Origin of the sequence: Sphaerisporangium fuscum (assembly GCF_018531465.1) — a bacterium.
GTDB classification, from domain to species: domain Bacteria; phylum Actinomycetota; class Actinomycetes; order Streptosporangiales; family Streptosporangiaceae; genus Sphaerisporangium; species Sphaerisporangium fuscum.
On the sequence record NZ_JAHDTF010000004.1, the window covers coordinates 110,401 to 128,504 of the forward strand.

The 18,104-nt window shown below is 72.0% G+C and carries 18 protein-coding genes; 11 read left to right on the forward strand and 7 right to left on the reverse strand.

The window, feature by feature from the left end; translation table 11 throughout:
• Positions 1–54: 54 nt before the first annotated feature.
• Genes KIK05_RS05505 through KIK05_RS05515 form a run of 3 tightly spaced genes read right to left on the reverse strand, consistent with a single transcriptional unit; the run spans position 55 to position 2,491 of the window.
• Positions 55–486: a PepSY domain-containing protein gene (locus tag KIK05_RS05505; RefSeq protein ID WP_214409453.1), complete on the reverse strand. Its 432-nt coding sequence runs from the start codon at positions 484–486 to the stop codon at positions 55–57.
• Positions 487–533: 47 nt separating this feature from the next.
• A complete protein-coding gene (locus tag KIK05_RS05510) occupies positions 534–1,814 on the reverse strand; it encodes a sensor histidine kinase (RefSeq protein WP_214409454.1) in 1,281 nt (426 codons plus the stop codon).
• A complete protein-coding gene (locus tag KIK05_RS05515) occupies positions 1,811–2,491 on the reverse strand; it encodes a response regulator transcription factor (RefSeq protein WP_214409455.1) in 681 nt (226 codons plus the stop codon). Before KIK05_RS05515 ends, KIK05_RS05510 begins: the two co-directional genes overlap by 4 nt.
• A 93-nt stretch (positions 2,492–2,584) precedes the next feature.
• Here KIK05_RS05515 and KIK05_RS05520 point away from each other — a divergent pair, with 93 nt between their 5' ends.
• A complete protein-coding gene (locus tag KIK05_RS05520; protein WP_214409456.1) occupies positions 2,585–3,139 on the forward strand; it encodes a hypothetical protein in 555 nt (184 codons plus the stop codon).
• Positions 3,140–3,312: 173 nt separating this feature from the next.
• Here KIK05_RS05520 and KIK05_RS05525 read toward each other — a convergent pair whose 3' ends face one another.
• From KIK05_RS05525 to KIK05_RS05535, 3 genes are all read right to left on the reverse strand, one after another.
• The gene (locus KIK05_RS05525; RefSeq protein ID WP_214409457.1) at positions 3,313–5,499 is read right to left on the reverse strand and encodes a multicopper oxidase family protein; all 2,187 of its coding nucleotides are present in this window, start codon (positions 5,497–5,499) and stop codon (positions 3,313–3,315) included.
• On the reverse strand, positions 5,496–5,918 hold the full coding sequence (locus KIK05_RS05530) for a DUF6220 domain-containing protein (RefSeq protein ID WP_214409458.1): 423 nt from the start codon (positions 5,916–5,918) through the stop codon (positions 5,496–5,498). The genes KIK05_RS05525 and KIK05_RS05530 overlap by 4 nt, the downstream gene beginning before the upstream one ends.
• 166 nt (positions 5,919–6,084) lie before the next feature.
• Complete coding sequence (locus KIK05_RS05535; RefSeq protein WP_214409459.1) at positions 6,085–7,104, reverse strand: aldo/keto reductase; 1,020 nt, start codon at positions 7,102–7,104, stop codon at positions 6,085–6,087.
• Positions 7,105–7,248: 144 nt separating this feature from the next.
• On the opposite strand from KIK05_RS05535, the gene KIK05_RS05540 reads away from it, so the two are divergent.
• Positions 7,249–7,833 (forward strand): TetR/AcrR family transcriptional regulator, encoded by a 585-nt coding sequence (locus tag KIK05_RS05540; RefSeq protein ID WP_250562298.1) that lies wholly within the window; start codon positions 7,249–7,251, stop codon positions 7,831–7,833.
• A gap of 6 nt (positions 7,834–7,839) precedes the next feature.
• Here KIK05_RS05540 and KIK05_RS05545 read toward each other — a convergent pair whose 3' ends face one another.
• Positions 7,840–9,066 carry a cytochrome P450 gene (locus KIK05_RS05545; RefSeq protein WP_250562299.1) on the reverse strand — a complete coding sequence of 409 codons (1,227 nt, stop codon included), beginning with the start codon at positions 9,064–9,066 and terminating at the stop codon, positions 7,840–7,842.
• Positions 9,067–9,318: 252 nt separating this feature from the next.
• Here KIK05_RS05545 and KIK05_RS05550 point away from each other — a divergent pair, with 252 nt between their 5' ends.
• The 9 genes from KIK05_RS05550 (at position 9,319) to KIK05_RS05590 (ending at position 18,059) form a co-directional block, all read left to right on the forward strand.
• The gene (locus tag KIK05_RS05550; RefSeq protein WP_214409460.1) at positions 9,319–10,176 is read left to right on the forward strand and encodes a fumarylacetoacetate hydrolase family protein; all 858 of its coding nucleotides are present in this window, start codon (positions 9,319–9,321) and stop codon (positions 10,174–10,176) included.
• Positions 10,173–11,462: an L-fuconate dehydratase gene (locus KIK05_RS05555; protein ID WP_214409461.1), complete on the forward strand. Its 1,290-nt coding sequence runs from the start codon at positions 10,173–10,175 to the stop codon at positions 11,460–11,462. Before KIK05_RS05550 ends, KIK05_RS05555 begins: the two co-directional genes overlap by 4 nt.
• On the forward strand, positions 11,462–12,229 hold the full coding sequence (locus KIK05_RS05560) for an SDR family NAD(P)-dependent oxidoreductase (RefSeq protein WP_250562356.1): 768 nt from the start codon (positions 11,462–11,464) through the stop codon (positions 12,227–12,229). The genes KIK05_RS05555 and KIK05_RS05560 overlap by 1 nt, the downstream gene beginning before the upstream one ends.
• A gap of 87 nt (positions 12,230–12,316) precedes the next feature.
• The gene (locus KIK05_RS05565; RefSeq protein WP_214409462.1) at positions 12,317–13,372 is read left to right on the forward strand and encodes a sugar ABC transporter substrate-binding protein; all 1,056 of its coding nucleotides are present in this window, start codon (positions 12,317–12,319) and stop codon (positions 13,370–13,372) included.
• Complete coding sequence (locus KIK05_RS05570; protein WP_214409463.1) at positions 13,372–14,874, forward strand: sugar ABC transporter ATP-binding protein; 1,503 nt, start codon at positions 13,372–13,374, stop codon at positions 14,872–14,874. Before KIK05_RS05565 ends, KIK05_RS05570 begins: the two co-directional genes overlap by 1 nt.
• A complete protein-coding gene (locus tag KIK05_RS05575; RefSeq protein WP_214409464.1) occupies positions 14,871–15,905 on the forward strand; it encodes an ABC transporter permease in 1,035 nt (344 codons plus the stop codon). The genes KIK05_RS05570 and KIK05_RS05575 overlap by 4 nt, the downstream gene beginning before the upstream one ends.
• A 19-nt stretch (positions 15,906–15,924) precedes the next feature.
• Positions 15,925–16,227, forward strand: coding sequence for an L-rhamnose mutarotase (locus KIK05_RS05580; RefSeq protein WP_214409465.1), 303 nt, complete (start codon positions 15,925–15,927; stop codon positions 16,225–16,227).
• Positions 16,228–16,230: 3 nt separating this feature from the next.
• Positions 16,231–17,217: an aldo/keto reductase gene (locus KIK05_RS05585; RefSeq protein WP_308249766.1), complete on the forward strand. Its 987-nt coding sequence runs from the start codon at positions 16,231–16,233 to the stop codon at positions 17,215–17,217.
• Positions 17,214–18,059, forward strand: coding sequence for an amidohydrolase family protein (locus KIK05_RS05590; protein WP_214409466.1), 846 nt, complete (start codon positions 17,214–17,216; stop codon positions 18,057–18,059). The genes KIK05_RS05585 and KIK05_RS05590 overlap by 4 nt, the downstream gene beginning before the upstream one ends.
• Positions 18,060–18,104: the final 45 nt, after the last annotated feature.

Genomic DNA, 18,104 nt, shown 5'->3' on the forward strand with positions numbered 1-18,104 from the left:
ACGGCGGGTCGGTCCCTCGCCCGGGAGGGGTTCCCGGGCGAGGGGAACCGGGTGTCAGTCGTCGTGCTTCTGGCGGAACTCGATGATCTTGCCGGTCTTCACGGAGACGTAGACGCGGTACTCGGCGCGGCCGTCGCGCAGTTCGACCTTCCAGACGCGGTGGCCGTGCTCCCACTCGCGCTCGACCTTCGTGACCCTGGCGCCGGGGACGCGCTTCTTGGCGACCCTCACCGCCTGCCGGTAGCCGATCCCGGCCGTGGCCGACCGCGTGGCGGAAACGGACGGGACGTCGTCGGCCCCGTGGGAAGCGGCGGAGGCGGTCCGGACCGTGGAGGTCACGGCGGGGGCGCCGAGCCCGGTCGCGGCGGGGGTGTCGAGTGCGGTCGCGGCCGAGGCGGTCACCGCCCCGGTGCCGAGGACGGCGAGGACGCCGACGCCGGCGATCGTGAGCTTCGCGGCCTTGCTGATGCGCTGTGTGTTCGTCATGTGCCCAAGGCTCGCGCCCACCCCGCTAAGCCCGCGCTGCGGCGACGTTAAGGAGTCGCTAAGGGGGAGCCGAGCTCCAGCACCACCATGGCGCCGCCGCTCCGGGACGCCTCCAGACGCAGGGCGCCGCCGGACGTCTCGGCGGTCCGCCGGGCGATGTCGAGCCCCAGCCCTGTGGACCCCGCGCCGCTGGCGCCACGTTCGAGAGGGGCGCCGCGGTGCCCGAAGCCCGGCCCGGAGTCGGCGACCTCCAGCCGGGCCCCGCCGCCGGTGGCCACCAGCCGTACGGAGAAGGCGGCCCCCTCCGGGGTGTGGGCGAACACGTTGCCGAGCAGCGCGTCCACGCAGGCCGACAGCTCGGCGGCGCCCACCGCCACCGGCAGCGGCCCCGGCGGCAGGTCGAGGTCGTTCGGCCGTCCCTGGTCCTCCGCCAGGACCGACCAGAACCTGACACGCTCGGCCACCACCGCCCTGGCGTCACAGCTCTCCTGCTCGCTGGACCGGCGGCGTACGTCCGTGATGACCGACGTGACGGCGCGTTCGAGCGCGTCGACGCGGGCGCCGAGCCGCGCGGCCTCCTCCGGGTCGGCCAGCGACTCGGCCTCCAGCCGCAGCCCGGTCAGCGGCGTCCGCAGCCGGTGGGAGATGTCGGCGGCCGTCTCGCGTTCCTCGGCGAGCAGGTCGGTGATCCGGCCCGCGAGATGGTCCAGGGCCCGCGCCACCTCGCGTACCTCGGGGGGACCTCCCGGCGTGGTCCGCGCGTCGAGGTCCCCGGCGGCCAGCCGGTGCGACACGCGGGCCAGCTGGGTCATGGGACGGGTCAGGGCGAGGGCCAGCCGGTCGGCCACCAGGATGCCCACTCCGATCAGGACCAGCCCGAGCACCAGCATGCCGGTCCACGCCTGGCTCACCCCGCGACGCAGGTCGTCCTCGCTCAGATACGCCCGCACCACCGCCGTACCGCCGGGCAGCCCTTGGACGGCGACCAGCACCTCCAGCCCGGACGGCGTCTCGGCCGTCAGGCTCTGCCCCCGCGCGGCCAGTTCCACGGCAGGCGACCTGGGCGCCTGGGCGCCCACGACCTGCCCTCCGGGAAGGAACACGGTGATCGGGTGTCCGCCCGACGCGGCGGTCCGCTCGGCGGTCAGCGCGAGCGCCGTGGTGTCCGCGCCGCCCACGGACGCGGCGACCGACTGCGCCTCCGCGGTGGCCTGGGTGACGGCGCTGCTCTCCGCCAGGGCCCTGACCAGCAGTCCCAGCGGTACGAGCAGGGCGATCAGCACCAGGGACGTGGTCGCCGCGACGAGCAGCGCGAGCCAGCGCCTCACGACGGGTCGACCAGCTTGACCCCGACACCGCGCACGGTCTGCAGGTAGCGCGGCTCCTGGGCCGTCTCGCCGAGCTTGCGGCGCAGCCACGACAGGTGGACGTCCACGGTCTTGTCCGCCCCGCCGTAGGGCACCTGCCACACCTCGGTGAGCAGTTCCCGCTTGGTCACCACCTCGCCGCGGCGGGCGGCCAGGTAGTGCAGCAGGTCGAACTCCCGCGGCGTGAGGTCCAGGAGCGCGCCGCCGAGGCGGGCCTCCCGGCTGCGCGGGTCCAGCCGCAGCTCTCCGACGCTCACCGAGGAGTCGGTACGGCTCTCGGCGCCGCGGCGGAGCACGGCCCGGACCCGGGCGTCCAGTTGGGCGGCGCTGAAGGGCTTGACCACGTAGTCGTCGGCTCCGGCGTCGAGCAGCCGGACCATCTCGGCGTCGCCGTCCCGCGCGGTGGCCACGATCACCGGTACCCGGCTGACCGCGCGCAGCATGCGCAGCATCTCGGTGCCGTCCAGGTCGGGCAGGCCGAGGTCGAGCACGATCAGGTCGGGGCGTTCCGCGAGGGCCTGCCGCAGGCCGTCCATCGCGGTGGGGGCGGAGGACACCGCGTGACCGCGGTCACGCAGGCCTCGCATGAGAGCGGTGCGGATCGTCGCGTCATCCTCGACGAGCAGGACGGTAGCCATGTGCGGTTACGGTAACCGGTCCGGCGGCATGGACATAAGGGCGTTATGGTGCCCTTAACCCCCTATTAGCGTCCGGTCGGGGAGGATCTGCGCATGAAGTTGCGTGTGCTCCTGGCCGTGTCCGGATGGCTCGGTGTCGTGCTGGCGGCCACCGGCGCGGGTGTCGTCGTCACCGGCTTCCTCGGCGAGGCGATGACCGGTTCGGCCACACGCGCCCTCTCGGCCGCCGACGTACGACGCGCCCTGGACACCTCCCCCTCCACCACTCCGGACGCCTCCTCCTCCGCCACCCCGGACGCTTCCTCCTCCACCGGCCCGGGCGACTCCTCCGCCCTCCCGGACGCCTCTCCCTCGCCGTCGTCCCCTGCACCGTCTCCTCGGGCGTCCTCTGCCTCGTCCTCCGGCGGGACGTCCGGACAGGCGCGGAGCAAGGCGCTGGCGGCGCGCGGCGGCGTGGTGGTGGCCCGCTGCGACGGTGGCCTGGTCACCCTGCAGTCCTGGACGCCCGCCCAGGGATACGAGGTCAAGGACGCCGAGCGGGGCCCCCGGGAGAAGGTGCGGGTGAGGTTCGAGACGGAAAGCTCCAGGACGGAGCTCGAGATCCGCTGCTCCGACGGCCACCCTGTCTCCACCGTCAAGTACGACTGATCGTCCCCCTCCCGTCGCAGGCTCCTTGCGTTGCCCGCCGTACGGCGGCGCCGGCTTCATCGCACACCGTCCCGCCGGCCCGGCGCCGACTGAAGCACCACACCCGACCGCTGAGCCGAACCGCCGTCGGACCGGCTGGGGTATCCGTGCTGTCGGGGGCGTCCCCGCCGCTGTCAGCCGCCGTGGGCGCCGTGGAAGGGTGTCGTCACTCCTTCGTAGGCGAGGTGCAGCGCCATGCCGAGGTCCGCGTGCCCGAGGTTGTGGCAGTGGTTCATCCACATGCCCGGGTTGCCGGCCCTGAAGGCGACCTCCCACACCTCGCCCGGCCGCACGTCGAAGGTGTCCAGCCACAGCGGGCTGCCCGTCGGAGCGCGGCCGTCCCGGGACAGTACGAGGACGGTGTGCCCGTGTAGGTGCCATGGGTGGGTCTCACGGCCCCTGTTGACGACGGTCACCCGGACCAGGTCGCCTTCGCGGACGAGCTGGGTGGGGATGGACGGGAACGCCCGGCCGTTCACCGTGTGCGCGTACATCGGACGGCCGCCGGACAGGGCGAGCCCCCGGTCCAGCACCATCGTGAAGCTCCGGTCGAAGTGACTGCGCGCGCCGAACGGCGTTGCGGCCGGCGTGCCGTACCTGAGCGGGTCGAACTCGGGCCACCCCGAGGTGTCCCGCGTCCCTCCAGGACCGCGGGAGCCGATCGCCGGTGGAGTGGAGCCACCTGCGGAGTCCGTGGGGCTGACGGGGGAGCCGGCGGGGGCTGGGGTGGAACCGCCTGGGGAGTCGCCGGGCGGGGGCGTGGCCGAGGCGTCGGGGGTGAGCCGCAGGGTGTCCGCGCCGTCGTCCGCCAGCAGGGCCACAGGGGTGGACGGCATGGGGAAGACCAGGTCGTAGCGGCTCCCGGCGGGCAGGCGCAGGGCCACCCGGCTCAGCTCGCCGGGGTCGTTGAGATCCCTGCCGTCGATGGACGCCACACGGTAGGAGGTCCCGGTCAGGGCGAACCGGTGCGGGGTGTTGTCGGTGTTGATCAACCGCAGCCGTACGGCCGCGCCGGGCGCCACCCGCCGCTCGTACGGACCGTCCTGGTCGCCGAGCGCCAGGACGCCCGAGAACGTGTGCACGGGGAGGGTGAGATCGACGCCGGGTGCCACGGCTCCAGCGGCCCCCGGAGCCGCTCCCGTCGTCCCGGTCGTGCCGCGGCCTGCCGTCTCGGCCGTGGTGTGGCTCGTGGTGCGGCTTGTCGTCCCGGGGTGGTTCGTGGTCCCGGTCGGGGGGCCGTTCGTCTTCGGGGGAGTGACCAGCAACGTGCCGTACAGGCCCATCCTGACGCCTTGGTCGGACACCTCGTGGGTGTGGTACCAGTAGGTTCCCGCCTGCTCGGCCCGGAACCGGTACACGAACTCCTGCCCGGGCATCACGGCCTCCTGCGTCAGGCCCGGGACGCCGTCCTCGCCCGACGGCACGTCGTACCCGTGCCAGTGCAGGGTCACGCCCGCCGTGATGTCGGCGTTGCGCAGCCGTACCTCCACCAGGTCACCCCGCGTCGCCGTGATCGGCGGCCCCGGTACGCGGCCGTCGAACGTCCACGCCGCCACCTGGCGCCCCGACGCCAGCCGGACGGTCGCGGTGCGAGCGGTCAGGGTGTACCGGCGGACCGTCCCGCCGCCGGTGGGGCCGGACGGGCCGCGCAACGCGGTCACCGGCGTCCCGGTGGCGTGGTGCATGGTGGCGTCCCCGCCGCTCATGTGGCCGCCCTCCGGCGGGCCTCCTCCGGTGTCGCTCGTCTCCCCGGGGACGAACGCGAGGCCGATCCCGAGTAGGCCCACGATGAGGGCCGCCGCACCGGCCACCGTGCCGGCCCTCCCCGGCGGCGCGCCGTGGCCGCCGGAGACCGAGGCGGAAAGGACGCGCCAGGTGAACAGCGCCGCGGCCGCGACCAGCCCGATGGTGAACACCGCGATGCTCCACGTCGCCGGGTAGCCGGCCAGGAGCGTCACCGCCGGCCCGGCCGCCGCGGCGTACCCCGCGAAGAACAGCGACGCCGGGACGGCGGGGGACGGCCCCGGCCCGCCCCGGACGGCGGACAGCAGCCGGGGGACGGCCACGAGCAGCGCGACGAGCCCGGCCGCCAGCAGCAGGGGCAGGGTCAGCGTGACCTTCTCCTGGACGAACCACTCCCCGCCGGACGCCAGCGCGGCGGTCAGCCCGGCCCGCGCCAGGGAGGCCGCGACCGCGACGGCGAGGACGGCCAGCGCCGTACCGCTGCGCCGTGCGGCCGCCGCCGCTGCCGCGCCGAACCAGGCTGCCGCCGCGGTGACTTCGGCGAGCAGGTCGAGCGCGATCAGCCCGTCGACGGTCATGAGGCGGGCGCGGCGGCCGGCGTGGCGAACAGCCGCGCCTGGCGGAAGACCATGCCGGACACGCCCATGATCGCCAGGCCGTTCAGGGCGTGCAGCCCGAGGATCGCGAGGCTCGCCGTGGTGGTGTTGCCGGCGCCGTCGTCGAGGAGGCCGCCCAGGGCGACGATCAGGGTCTGGACGATGATCAGGCCGAGCGGGAGGATCGTCATGCCGATCAGCCGGCCCGGCGCCCGCGCCACGGCCGCGGCGATCGTGGCGAGCAGGGAGAACAACGGGATCGCCATCATGCCCGTCATGCTGTGCAGCATGAACGAGCTGTCGGTGTGCGGCTTGTCGAACGCGCCGACGGCCGCGAAGTAGAACTGCAGCACCACGGCGAGCAGCATCAGGCCGGTCAGGGCGACGTAGGCCTTGCGCATCGGTACCTCCTCGGTCGATTGGTCCAACCGGGATGGTGGCGGATGCGCTCTCCTGCGTCGTCCGCCGTACGACGACACATCGTCTACGTCTTCAGGCGCGCACCTACAGGGCCGTTGTACGCCTCCAGGAGTACCGCCCGTACTCCGGCTGTGGACGCGCGCACGATCAGCGGCGGCGCAGCGACGGGTCGAGCAGGGCGGGCGGGGTGTCGAACTTCTCGTGGGCGGCGAGGTCGGTGCCGGGGGCGACGATCGCGTCGATGGCGTCAAGGATGTCGGCGGAGAGCACCGTGTCCGCGGCGGCGAGGTTCGAGTGCAGGTGGTCCAGGGTGCGGGGGCCGATGATCGCGCTGGTCACGCCCGGGTGCGCGGTCACGAAACCGAGCGCGAGCTGGATCATCGTCAGACCGGCCTCGTCGGCGACCTTCGCCAGCCGCTCGACGGCGTCGAGCCGGGCGCGGTTGGACGGGATGGAGGTGTCGAAGCGCTGTGGCATGAACGTCGAGCGGCTGGTGGTGATCTCCCGGCCCTCGCGGACGGCGCCCGACAGCCAGCCCGAGGCCAGCGGGCTCCACACCAGCACGCCCAGCCCGTACTGCTCGGTCACGGGCAGGACGTGGGCCTCGATCCCGCGCTGCAGGATCGAGTAGCTGGGCTGTTCGGTGACGTAGCGGCTCAGGTGGTTGTCGCGGGCGGCCCATTGGGCCTGCACGATGCGGTGGGCCGGGAAGGTCGAGGAGCCGAAGTAGCGGATCTTCCCCGCGCGCTGCAGGTCGGTCAGGGCCGACAGCGTCTCCTCGTCGCCGGTGCTCGGGTCCCATCGGTGGATCTGGTAGAGGTCGACGTGGTCGACGCCGAGGCGGCGCAGGCTGTCGTCCAGCGCGGTGACCAGCCAGCGGCGCGATCCGCCCCGATGGTTGCGCTCCTCGCCCATCGGCATGCCCGCCTTCGTGGCCAGGACGATGTCGTCGCGGCGGCCGGTGATGGCCTTGCCGACCATCTCCTCCGACGCGCCGCCGCTGTACATGTCGGCGGTGTCGATGAGGTTGATCCCGGCCTCGAGGGCGGCGTCGACGATGGCGGTGGCCTCGTCCTGGGTGGTGCGCCCGATCGTGCCGAAGTTCATCGCGCCGAGCGCGAGGGTGCTGACCTGTACGCCGGTGCGGCCCAAGGTGCGGTACTGCATGACCGTGTCTCCTCCATGGGTGATGACGGTGCCTGGCCTGGTCGTCAGGCCTCTGCTCTGGCATCATGAGTAAACGGAACGTTGTCCCGATTGACGATACGGAACGTTGTCCCGTTTAGCAACCCCGGTGGTGGAGGGAACGGCATGATGAACGACGGCGACGAAGGCGCGGCCCGGCCCAAAAGGGCGGACGCCCGGCGCAACGAGAAGACCCTGCTCGACGCGGCTGCCGCGATCTTCGTCACGTCGGGCGTGGAAGCGCCGGTGCGCGACATCGCGGCCAAGGCCGGCGTCGGGACGGCCACGATCTACCGCCATTTCCCGACGCGGGCGGATCTCATCATCGCCGTCTACCGGCACCAGATCGAGGCCTGCGCCGAGGCCGGTCCGGCCCTGCTGGCGACCAGTGCGACCCCTTACGCCGCGCTGGCGCGCTGGATCGACCTGTTCGTCGACTTCCTGGTCACCAAGCACGGACTCGCCGCCGTGCTGCAGTCCGACAACGCCGGCTTCGACACGCTGCACGCCTACTTCCTCGACCGCCTCGTGCCGGTGTGCACGCGGCTTCTGGACGCCGCGGCCGCCGCCGGCGAGATCCGCTCCGGCCTGGAGGCCTACGAGCTCATGCGCGGTGTCGGGAACCTCTGCATAGGTGCGGACAGCGATCCCCGGTACGACGCGCGCCGGCTGGTCGAACTCCTCATCGCAGGACTGCGCCTGCCGGACTAGCTCTGCTCACACCTCGACGGGCAGGGTCTTGATGCCGTTGATGAAGTTCGACCGCAGCCGCTTGGCCTCGCCCGCCTGGCGGAGGTTCGGCAGGCGCCGCGCGACGACCTCGAACAGCACGCGCAGCTCCAGCTTGGCGAGGTGGTTGCCCAGGCAGAAGTGCGCGCCGCCGCCGCCGAAGCCGATGTGGGGGTTCGGGTCGCGGCCGATGTCGAAGGTGGACGGGGCGGAGAACACCTCCTCGTCGCGGTTGGCGGAGGAGTAGAACACCACCACCTTGTCACCCTCCTTGATCTTCCGGTCGCGGATGACGGTGTCACGGGTGGCGGTGCGCCGGAAGAGGTTCACCGGTGACACCCAGCGCACGATCTCGTCGGCGGCGGTGCTCGCGAGGGAGGGGTCGCGGACGAGCCGGTCCCACTGCTCGGGGTGCTCGAACAGGGCCAGCATGCCGCCGGAGGCCGCGTTGCGCGTCGTCTCGTTGCCGGCGACGACGAGGAGCAGGACGAACAGGTCGAACTCGTCCTCGGTGAGCGTCTCGCCGTTCTCGCCGGGTTGCAGGAGCTTGGTGACGATGTCGTCCCGTGGCCGCTCGCGGCGCCGTGCGGCGAGGTCGTTGGCGTAGGCGTAGACCTCGAAGGCGGCGGCCTGCCCCTCCTCGGGGCTGGTGGCGTAGTCGGGGTCCTCGCTGCCGATCATGCGGTTGGACCATTCGAAGATCTTGTCGCGGTCCTCCACAGGGGCGCCGAGCAGCTCGCAGATGACGTACAACGGGAGGGGCGCGGCGATGTCGGTGACGAAGTCGATCCGCCCCTTGGCGGCGGCCTCGTCGACCAGGCCCTCGCAGATGTCGCGGATGTGCTGCTCGAGCGTGCCGATCTGACGGGGCGTGAAGCCGCGGTTGACCAGGGACCGCCTGCGGGTGTGCTCCGGAGGGTCCTGGTTCAGCATCATCATCCGCTGCAGCTCGCGCTGCTCCTCGGGCATCTCGTTGAACAGCGCGAGCTTCCTGCTGGAGGAGAAGATCTCGGAGTGGCGCGAGACGTGGACGACGTCCTCGTGTTTCGTGACGGCCCAGAACGGGGGCCAGTCGCGCTCGGCGTCGCCCTCGTGCCGGAATACGGGGTCGTTGGCCCGCAGCCACTGGAGCTGGTCGTGCGGCACCCCCCGCCGCGCGTAGTGATCCTGGTCGACCAGGTTGATGTCCATGTCTCCGCCCAAGGTCTTGATCAAGCGCTTGCTTGAAGCGCTTTCTGAAACGTGTTCTATTACGACCCCGCATCCACGTCAAGACGACCGGCCGCCGTGCCACTATCCCTGCCATGGGCGACAGCGGAAAGTAACCATTGAGTCACAGTCTGAATCGACCCAAATGCACAAGTTCACATCCGATGAATAAACCTGACGACCTCGCCACTCTTGACGTATCACCCAGTCTGGTTAGGCTTTCCTTTCGAAGACATCGGATGAATACGAGGGAAACGCGTGAAGCTACTGCGAGTCGGGCCGCCCGGAGAGGAGCGCCCCGCCGTTCTCGACAGCGCCGGACGCCCACGTGACCTGCGAAGCCTGCTCGGCGAGGGAGCCGACATCGACGGAGCCTTCTTCGCCTCCGGGCAGGTGGCACGCGTCGAGCGCGCGCTGCTGGAGGACGAGCTGCCACTCCTCGACGGGGAGGGACGCATCGGGGCGCCCGTCGCCCGGCCGGGGAAGATCGTGTGCATCGGCCTCAACTACCGCGACCACGCGGAGGAGACCGGGGCCGCGATCCCCGACGAGCCGATCGTCTTCATGAAGGCACCCAACACGATCGTCGGACCGCACGACGAGGTGCTGATCCCGCGCGGCAGCGTGAAGACCGACTGGGAGGTCGAGCTGGCGGTCGTCATCGGCGCCACCGCCCGCTACCTCGACTCCCATGAGGCCGCGCTCGCCTGCGTCGCCGGGTACGCCATCTCCAACGACGTCTCCGAGCGGGAGTTCCAGCTGGAGCGGGGCGGCCAGTGGGACAAGGGCAAGTCGTGCGAGACCTTCAACCCGCTCGGCCCCTGGCTCGTGACCGCCGACGAGGTCCCCGATCCGCAGGACCTCGGCCTGCGGCTGAGCGTCAACGGAGAGGTCCGGCAGAACGGCCACACCAAGAACATGATCTTCACCGTCGCGGAGGTCGTGCGGTACCTGAGCCGGTTCATGGTCCTCGACCCGGGCGACGTCATCAACACCGGCACGCCCGCCGGCGTCGCGCTCGGCATGCCGGGGCAGCCGTTCCTCAGGAAGGGGGACGTCGTGGAGCTGGAGATCGACGGCCTCGGCCGGCAGCGGCAGACCATGGGACAGGCATGAGCGCGCCGGTGATCACCGGGGTGGAGACCCACGACATCAGGTTCCCCACCTCGCTCCAGCTCGACGGCTCCGACGCGATGAACCCCGACCCCGACTACTCCGCCGCCTACGTGGTGGTCAAGACCGACGGCGAGGTCGAGGGCCACGGGTTCGCGTTCACCATCGGCCGCGGCAACGACGTGCAGACCATCGCGATCAAGGCGCTGGAACCCTTCGTGGTCGGCCGGCGGCTCGACGACCTCGGCGCGCTCTACAAGGAAATGGTGCACGACTCCCAGCTGCGCTGGCTCGGCCCGGAGAAGGGCGTCATGCACATGGCGATCTCCGCGGTCGTCAACGCCCTGTGGGACCTCAAGGCCAAGATCGAGGGCAAGCCGCTGTGGCTGCTGCTCGGCGAGATGTCCCCCGAGGAGCTCGTCTCGCTGGTCGACTTCCGCTACCTCAGCGACGCGATCACCCCGCGGGAGGCGATCGCCCTGCTGAGGGAGGCCGAGCCGGGACGGCGCGAGCGTATCGCCCATCTCAGGGCCGGAGGCTACCCGGCGTACACCACCTCGCCCGGCTGGCTCGGATACGACGACGACAAGCTGCGCCGCCTGTGCAAGGAGGCGGTCGACGCCGGGTTCACCCAGATCAAGCTGAAGGTCGGCGCCGACCTCGACGACGACGTCCGGCGCATGCGCATCGCCCGCGAGGTCTGCGGCCCGGACTTCCGCATCGCTATCGACGCCAACCAGCGCTGGGACGTCGGCACGGCGATCACCTGGGTCAACGCCCTGCGGGAGTTCGAGCCGTACTGGATCGAGGAGCCGACCAGCCCCGACGACGTGCTCGGCCACGCCGCCATCGCCCGGGCCCTGGCCCCGATCAAGGTCGCGACCGGCGAGCACGTGCAGAACCGCGTGGTCTTCAAGCAGATGCTGCAGTCGGGCTCGCTGTCGGTCCTGCAGCTCGACGCGGCCCGCGTGGGCGGTGTGAACGAGAACATCGCCATCCTGCTGCTCGCGGCCAAGTTCGGCGTCCCGGTCTGCCCGCACGCCGGCGGCGTCGGCCTGTGCGAGCTGGTGCAGCACCTGGCGATGTTCGACTACGTGGCGGTCAGCGGCAGCACGCGGGACCGGGTGATCGAGTACGTCGACCACCTGCACGAGCACTTCGTCGACCCCGTGGTGATCGCCGGCGGTCGCTACCAGGCGCCGGCCGCGCCGGGGTTCAGCGCGCGGATGCGCCCGGAGTCGCTCGCCAGGTACGCCTTCCCCGGCGGGGACGCCTGGAGCGGCGAGTGATGGAGGAACGAGGCAACGTCATGGGAGAGTTCGACGGGCTCGCGGCACTGGTGACCGGCGGAGGCTCCGGCATCGGCCTCGCCGCCGCCACCCTGCTCGCCGACCGCGGCGCGCGGGTGGCCTGTCTCGACATCGCGCCGCCCGGGGGCCGGTTCGTCGGCGTCACCGCGGACGTCACCGACGACGCCGCGGTGCGGACGGCCGTCGCCGCGGCGGCGGAGGCGCTCGGCGGCCTCGACATCCTGGTCAACAACGCGGGCATCGGCGCGGCCGGCACCGTCGAGCAGAACCCCGACGAGGAATGGTTGCGCGTCCTCGACGTCAACCTGCTGGGCATGGTGCGGGTGACCAGGGCCGCGCTGCCGCACCTGCGCGCCTCCGAGCACGCGGCCATCGTCAACACCTGCTCCATCGCGGCGTGGGCGGGCCTGCCGAATCGCGCGCTCTACAGCGCGTCCAAGGGCGCGATCATGTCGCTCACGCTGGCCATGGCGACCGACCACCTCCCCGACGGGATCCGCGTGAACTGCGTCAACCCGGGCACCGCCGACACCCCCTGGGTGCAGCGGCTGCTCGACGCCGCGCCGGACCCCGAGGCCGAGCGGCGCGCGCTGGAGCAGCGCCAGCCGATGGGGCGGCTGGTCAGCGCGGAGGAGGTGGCAGCCGCGATCGCCTACCTGGCCAGTCCCCTCGCGAGCAGCACCACCGGCACCGTGCTCGCCGTCGACGGCGGCATGCACGGCCTGCGCCCCCGGCCCAAAGCCTGACCTGCCCGCCCTCGGAAGCACCCCCCAAAGCCGGCCGTCCCCAAGCCCGGGCCGGCGCCTCCGAACCCTTCTCGAATCGAGGCGACAGTGAAAGCACGACCTTCGGCCGCGTGCGCGGCCCTGTTCACCCTCACCCTCACGCTCGCCGCGTGCGGCTCCTCCGGTTCCACGACCACGTCGTCCTCAGGCGGCGCGGCCGCGGGCAAGGGCGGCAAGGTGGGCGTGGACTTCCCCCGCGCCGACACCGACTTCTGGAACTCCTACAACAAGTACGTCCCCAAGCTGGCCGGCGAGCTCGGCATCGACCTGATGCCGCCGACCAACTCCCAGAACGACGTCGCCAAGCTCGTCGCCAACGTGCAGGCCCTCACCAGCCAGGGCGCCAAGGCGATCGTCATGGCCCCGCAGGACACCGGCGCGATCGCCACCACCCTCGACCAGCTCGCGAGCAAGAACATCCCGGTCGTCACCGTCGACACCCGTCCCGATAAGGGCAAGACCTACATGGTGGTGCGCGCCGACAACCGGGCCTACGGCGAGAAGGCGTGCAAGTTCCTCGGCGAACAGCTGAAGGGCAAGGGGAAGGTCGTCGAGTTCCAGGGCTCGCTGGCGTCGGTGAACGGCCGCGACCGCTCCGAGGCGTTCGCCGAGTGCATGAAGACGAACTACCCCGGCATCACGGTCTTCGCGGAGCCGACCGAGTGGGAGGGCACCAAGGCCTCGGCCGCGCTGCAGACCCGGCTCACCCAGCACCCCGACATCAACGGCATCTACATGCAGGCCGGCGGAGCGTTCCTCGCCCCCACCCTGCAGTTGCTGAAGTCGAAGAACCTGCTGGTGCCGCCGGCCGACCCCAAGCACATCTTCATCGTCTCCAACGACGGCATCCCGCAGGAGTTCCAGGCCATCCGCGACGGCCAGATCGACGCCACCGTGTCGCAGCCGGCCGACCTGTACGCCAAGTGGGCGCTGTCGTACGCCAAGGCCGCGCTGGAGGGCAGGACCTTCGCCCCCGGGAAGACCGACCACGACAGCACGATCGTGGACGTCGGCGGCGGGCGTCTGGAGGACCAGCTGCCCGCCCCGCTGGTGACGAAGGAGAACGTCGACGACCCCGGCCTCTGGGGCAACCAGGTCAAGTGATGACGTCCTCCGACACCGCCCCCGCCGTCGAGGCGCGGGGCGTCACCAAGCGCTTCGGGCCGACGACGGCGCTCGACCGGGCCGGGATCGCGATCGCGGAGGGGGAGACGCACGCGCTGGTCGGCCGCAACGGGGCCGGCAAGTCGACGCTGGTGTCGATCCTCACCGGCCTCCAGCGGCCCGACGAGGGCGAGGTGCTGTTCGCCGGCCGTCCCGCGCCCGCCCTCGCCGACCGGGACGCCTGGCGGCGGCAGGTCGCCTGCGTCTACCAGAAGTCGACGATCATCCCCACGCTGACCGTCGCCGAGAACCTGTTCCTCAATCGCCAGGCCGGCCGCGGCCCCATCAACTGGCGCTCCCTGCGGGCCCGCGCGCGCGAGCTGCTCGACCAGTACGGGGTCGGGGTCGACGCCGGGCGCCTCGCCGGCGACCTCGGCGTGGAGCAGCGCCAGCTGCTGGAGATCGCGCGGGCGCTGTCGTTCGGCGCCCGGTTCATCATCCTGGACGAGCCGACCGCGCAGCTCGACGGCCCCGCGATCGAGCGGCTCTTCGAGCGGATGCGGGCCCTGCGCGAGCAGGGCGTGACGATGATGTTCATCTCGCACCACCTGGAGGAGGTCTACCAGGTCTGCCAGTCGGTCACCGTGTTCCGCGACGCCCGCCACGTCCTGACCCGCCCGGTCGCCGATCTCCCGCACGACGAGCTGGTCGCGGCGATGACGGGCGAGGCCGCCGCCGGCTACCAGGCCCGCGCACGGGTGGTCCGCGACGGCGCGAAGGTCGTGCTGAGCGCGGAGAAGCTGTCCCTGGCCGGCCGCTACCGCGACGTCGACCTCGCCGTCCGCGAGGGGGAGATCGTCGGGCTGGCCGGGTCGGGCAGCAGCGGCAAGGTGGGCCTCGCCGAGACGCTGGTCGGGCTGTACGCGGCCGACAGCGGCACGGTCGTGATCAACGGCAGGCGGCCGCGTCCAGGGGACGTCTCCTCGGCGCTGCGCGCGGGCCTCGGCTTCGTCCCGCAGGACCGGCACAAGGAGGGGTTCGTCCCGCTGCTCTCCATCGCCGAGAACGCGACCCTGCCCATCGCCCACAAGCTCGGCAGGCTCGGGGCGGTGTCCCCGGCCCTGCGGCGGGCCAGGGCGGAGCGGATGATCGAGGAGCTGGCCATCAAGACCACCGGGCCCTCCCAGCCGGTCGGCGACCTGTCCGGCGGCAACGCGCAGAAGGTGGTGATGGCGCGGGCGATCGCCGACAACCCCAGGGCGCTGGTCGTCATCAACCCCACCGCCGGGGTGGACGTACGGGCCAAGCAGGCCCTGCTCGGCGCGGTCGAGGACGCCGCCGAGCGCGGCGCCGGGGCGGTGCTCGTCAGCGACGAGCTGGACGACCTGCGCATCTGCGACCGCGTCCTTGTGATGTTCCACGGCCGTGTCGTGAAGGAAGTGCCGCGAGGCTGGGCCGACGCCGAGCTCGTGGCGGTCATGGAAGGTGTCGACGCACGATGACCGAAACCACCGTCGCCTCTTCGGGGTCCTCGGGCCCCCCTGCCGGCGGCACGAGCGCGGCGCCGGACCGGGTACGGCTCGCGCGCTTCCGCGACCTGGCCCTCGTCCCGGCGATCCTGCTGCTGATCGTGGTCGGCGCCCTGATCGACCCGGCGTTCCTCAGCGGTGACAACCTGACCAACGTGCTCCAGCAGCAGACCGAGCTGTCGCTGCTGGTGCTCGCCGAGGCGATGATCCTCATCGCCGGGAAGTTCGACCTGTCGCTGGAGTCGACCGTCGGGCTCGCTCCGGCGCTCGCCGCCGGCCTGGTCATCCCCGCCGGGTCCAACGGCCTCGGCACCGAGTGGCCGACGGCGCTCGCGGTCCCGATCTGCCTGCTCATCGGCGTGGCCGTCGGGGCGTTCAACGGGCTGCTGATCCTGAGGTTCAAGCTGTCGGCGTTCATCGTGACGCTCGGCATGCTGATCGTGCTGCGCGGCCTGCAGATCGGCTTCACCAGCGGGCAGAACCTCTTCGCGCTGCCCGACTCGGTGCTCTACCTCGGCAACGCCCGCTGGCTCGGGCTGCCCGCGTCCATCTGGATCTGCGCGGTCGCCTACGCCGCCGGCATCGTCTTGCTCGGCTACTTCCGGCACGGCAGGTCGATCTACGCGATCGGCGGCAACGCGGACGCCGCCCGCGCGGCCGGCGTCCGTACCGACCGGGTCGTCTGGACGGTGTTCATGGTCGGCGGCCTGCTGGCCGCCCTCGCCGGGCTGCTGATGACCGGACGCCTCGGCTCGGTGGCGGCGAGCCAGGGCAACGGCATGATCTTCACGGTGTTCGCGGCGGCCGTCATCGGCGGCGTCAGCCTCGACGGCGGCAAGGGCACCCTGTTCGGCGCGCTCTGCGGCGTGCTCGTGCTCGGCCTGATCAACAACATCCTCACGCTGGCCGGGGTGTCGGCGCAGTGGATCCAGGCCATCTACGGTGGCATCATCCTCGTCGCCCTCATGCTCGCCCGCGTCACCAGCGGCAAAGCCCAAGACTGAGAGAACAGAGGGGTTCCCCATGCAGCGGATCGCCTTGCGCACCCGGCTCAGGCCCGGGGCCGAGGAGACCTACGAAGCCGAGCACGCGACGATCCCGGCCGAGTTGGAGGCCGACATGCGCGCGGCCGGGGTGCACGACTGGAAGATCTGGCGCGACGGCCTCGACCTGTTCCATTATGTCGAGGTCGACGACTACGCCGCCATGCAGGACAAGCTCAGGGGCAGCGCCGCCAACCAGGCGTGGCAGGCCCAGATGAACCGCCTCCTCGACGGCGACTTCGACCCCTCCGCGGGCGGGCTGCGCCTGGTCTGGGAGATGTAGGAGGTGCACGAGGAGGAGCAGGTGGAGGTCCGCACGGTGGGGCGGGGCGCGCGCGTCACGCGGTACGGCTTCGGCGCCGCCCCGATCGGGAACCTGTACACCGCGATCAGCGACGAGCAGGCCGCCGAGGCCGTGGACGCGGCGTGGACGGGCGGCGTCCGCTACTTCGACACCGCGCCGCACTACGGGCTCGGGTTGTCCGAGCGCCGCCTCGGCGCCGCGCTGCGGTCCCGGCCCCGCGAGTCGTACACGCTGTCCACCAAGGTCGGCCGGCTGCTCGTGCCGTCCTCCGGCGGTGGGCGTGACGACCAGGGCTTCGACGTCCAGGCCACGCACCGCCGTGTCTGGGACTTCTCGCGGGACGGCGTGCGGCGGTCGCTGGAGGAGAGCCTTTCGCGGCTCGGGCACGACTTCGTCGACGTCGTCCTGCTCCACGATCCCGACGACCACTGGGCCGAGGCGGTCGGCGAGGCGTACCCGGCGCTGGCCGAGCTGCGCGACCAGGGGGTGATCAAGGCGATCGGCGCCGGCATGAACCAGTGGGAGATGCTGGGGGACTTCGTCAAGGAGACCGACCTCGACCTGGTGCTGCTCGCCGGCCGCTACACCTTGCTCGACCAGTCGGGCGCCCACGGGCTGCTGCCGCTGTGCGAGGAGCGCGGCGTGTCGGTGGTCGCCGCCGGGGTGTTCAACAGCGGGCTGCTCGCCACCGAGGACGCGACCGGGACGTACAACTACGGGCCCGCGCCGCACGCGCTCGTCGAGCGGGCGCGGCGCGTCGCGGCGGTGTGCCGGCGGCACGGGGTCAGCCTCCCGCAGGCGGCCCTGGCCTTCCCGCTGCGGCACCCGGCCGTGACGTCTGTGCTGGTCGGCGCCCGCTCGGCCGAGGAGGTCGCACGCAACGCCGCCCTGACCGCGGCCCCGGTGCCCGAAGCCCTGTGGGCCGACCTGACCGAAGAGTCCCTGATCGACCCGGAGCCCCGCCGATGATCGACGCGCATCACCACCTGTGGGACCCGTCCCGGCGGCCGTACCCCTGGATGGAGGGGGAGGCGCTGGCGCCGCTGCGCAGGCCGTACGGCGTGGACGACCTGCGCCGCGAGACGGCGGCCGCGGGCGTCGAGGCGACCGTGCTCGTCCAGACCGTGGGGACGGTGGAGGAGACCGAGGAGTTCCTCGCGACGGCCGGGGCCTCGGGCGGGCTGATCGCCGGCGTGGTGGGCTGGGTCGACCTGACCGCCCCGGACGTCGCCGACGAGCTCGCGCGACTGCGTGACCTGCCGGGCGGGCACCTGCTCACCGGCATCCGGCACCAGGTGCAGGACGAGGCGGACCCCGCGTGGCTCTCCCGTCCCGAAGTGCGCTCCGGCATCCGCGCCGTGGGCGAGGCCGGGCTCGTCTACGACCTGCTCGTCCTCACCCGGCAGTTGCCGGCGGCCCGCGAGCTGGTCCGCGACCTGCCCGGTGTCCGGTTCGTCCTCGATCACGCCGCCAAGCCGCCCGTCGCCTCCGGCGCCCTCGAACCGTGGGCGGGCGAGATCGAGGCCCTCGCCCAGTCGCCGAACGTCACCTGCAAGCTGTCCGGCCTGGTGACCGAGGCCGACTGGACCGACTGGGACGCCGCCCGCCTGGCTCCCTATGCCGGCCACGTCCTGTCGTGCTTCGGCCCGGAACGGGTGATGTTCGGCTCCGACTGGCCGGTCTGCGAGCTCGCCGCCTCCTACGCTGAGGTCGTCGCCCTCGCCCACGAGCTGACCTCCGCCCTCACTCCGTCGGAACGCGCCCGCGTCTTCGACACCACGGCCCGCACGACGTACGGTTTGCGGATCTGACCGGTGACGCGGGGGCATGAAGCCGGGATGAATCGCTCTTGGCTC

Coding starts and splice junctions, on each gene's coding strand:
- KIK05_RS05560 (WP_250562356.1), top strand. CDS start 11,462: ATGGAGGAACGAGGCAACGTCATGGGAGAGTTCGACGGGCTCGCGGCA.
- KIK05_RS05505 (WP_214409453.1), bottom strand. CDS start 486: ATGACGAACACACAGCGCATCAGCAAGGCCGCGAAGCTCACGATCGCC.
- KIK05_RS05530 (WP_214409458.1), bottom strand. CDS start 5,918: ATGCGCAAGGCCTACGTCGCCCTGACCGGCCTGATGCTGCTCGCCGTG.
- KIK05_RS05525 (WP_214409457.1), bottom strand. CDS start 5,499: ATGACCGTCGACGGGCTGATCGCGCTCGACCTGCTCGCCGAAGTCACC.
- KIK05_RS05590 (WP_214409466.1), top strand. CDS start 17,214: ATGATCGACGCGCATCACCACCTGTGGGACCCGTCCCGGCGGCCGTAC.
- KIK05_RS05570 (WP_214409463.1), top strand. CDS start 13,372: ATGACGTCCTCCGACACCGCCCCCGCCGTCGAGGCGCGGGGCGTCACC.
- KIK05_RS05535 (WP_214409459.1), bottom strand. CDS start 7,104: ATGCAGTACCGCACCTTGGGCCGCACCGGCGTACAGGTCAGCACCCTC.
- KIK05_RS05580 (WP_214409465.1), top strand. CDS start 15,925: ATGCAGCGGATCGCCTTGCGCACCCGGCTCAGGCCCGGGGCCGAGGAG.
- KIK05_RS05515 (WP_214409455.1), bottom strand. CDS start 2,491: ATGGCTACCGTCCTGCTCGTCGAGGATGACGCGACGATCCGCACCGCT.
- KIK05_RS05575 (WP_214409464.1), top strand. CDS start 14,871: ATGACCGAAACCACCGTCGCCTCTTCGGGGTCCTCGGGCCCCCCTGCC.
- KIK05_RS05540 (WP_250562298.1), top strand. CDS start 7,249: ATGATGAACGACGGCGACGAAGGCGCGGCCCGGCCCAAAAGGGCGGAC.
- KIK05_RS05520 (WP_214409456.1), top strand. CDS start 2,585: ATGAAGTTGCGTGTGCTCCTGGCCGTGTCCGGATGGCTCGGTGTCGTG.
- KIK05_RS05555 (WP_214409461.1), top strand. CDS start 10,173: ATGAGCGCGCCGGTGATCACCGGGGTGGAGACCCACGACATCAGGTTC.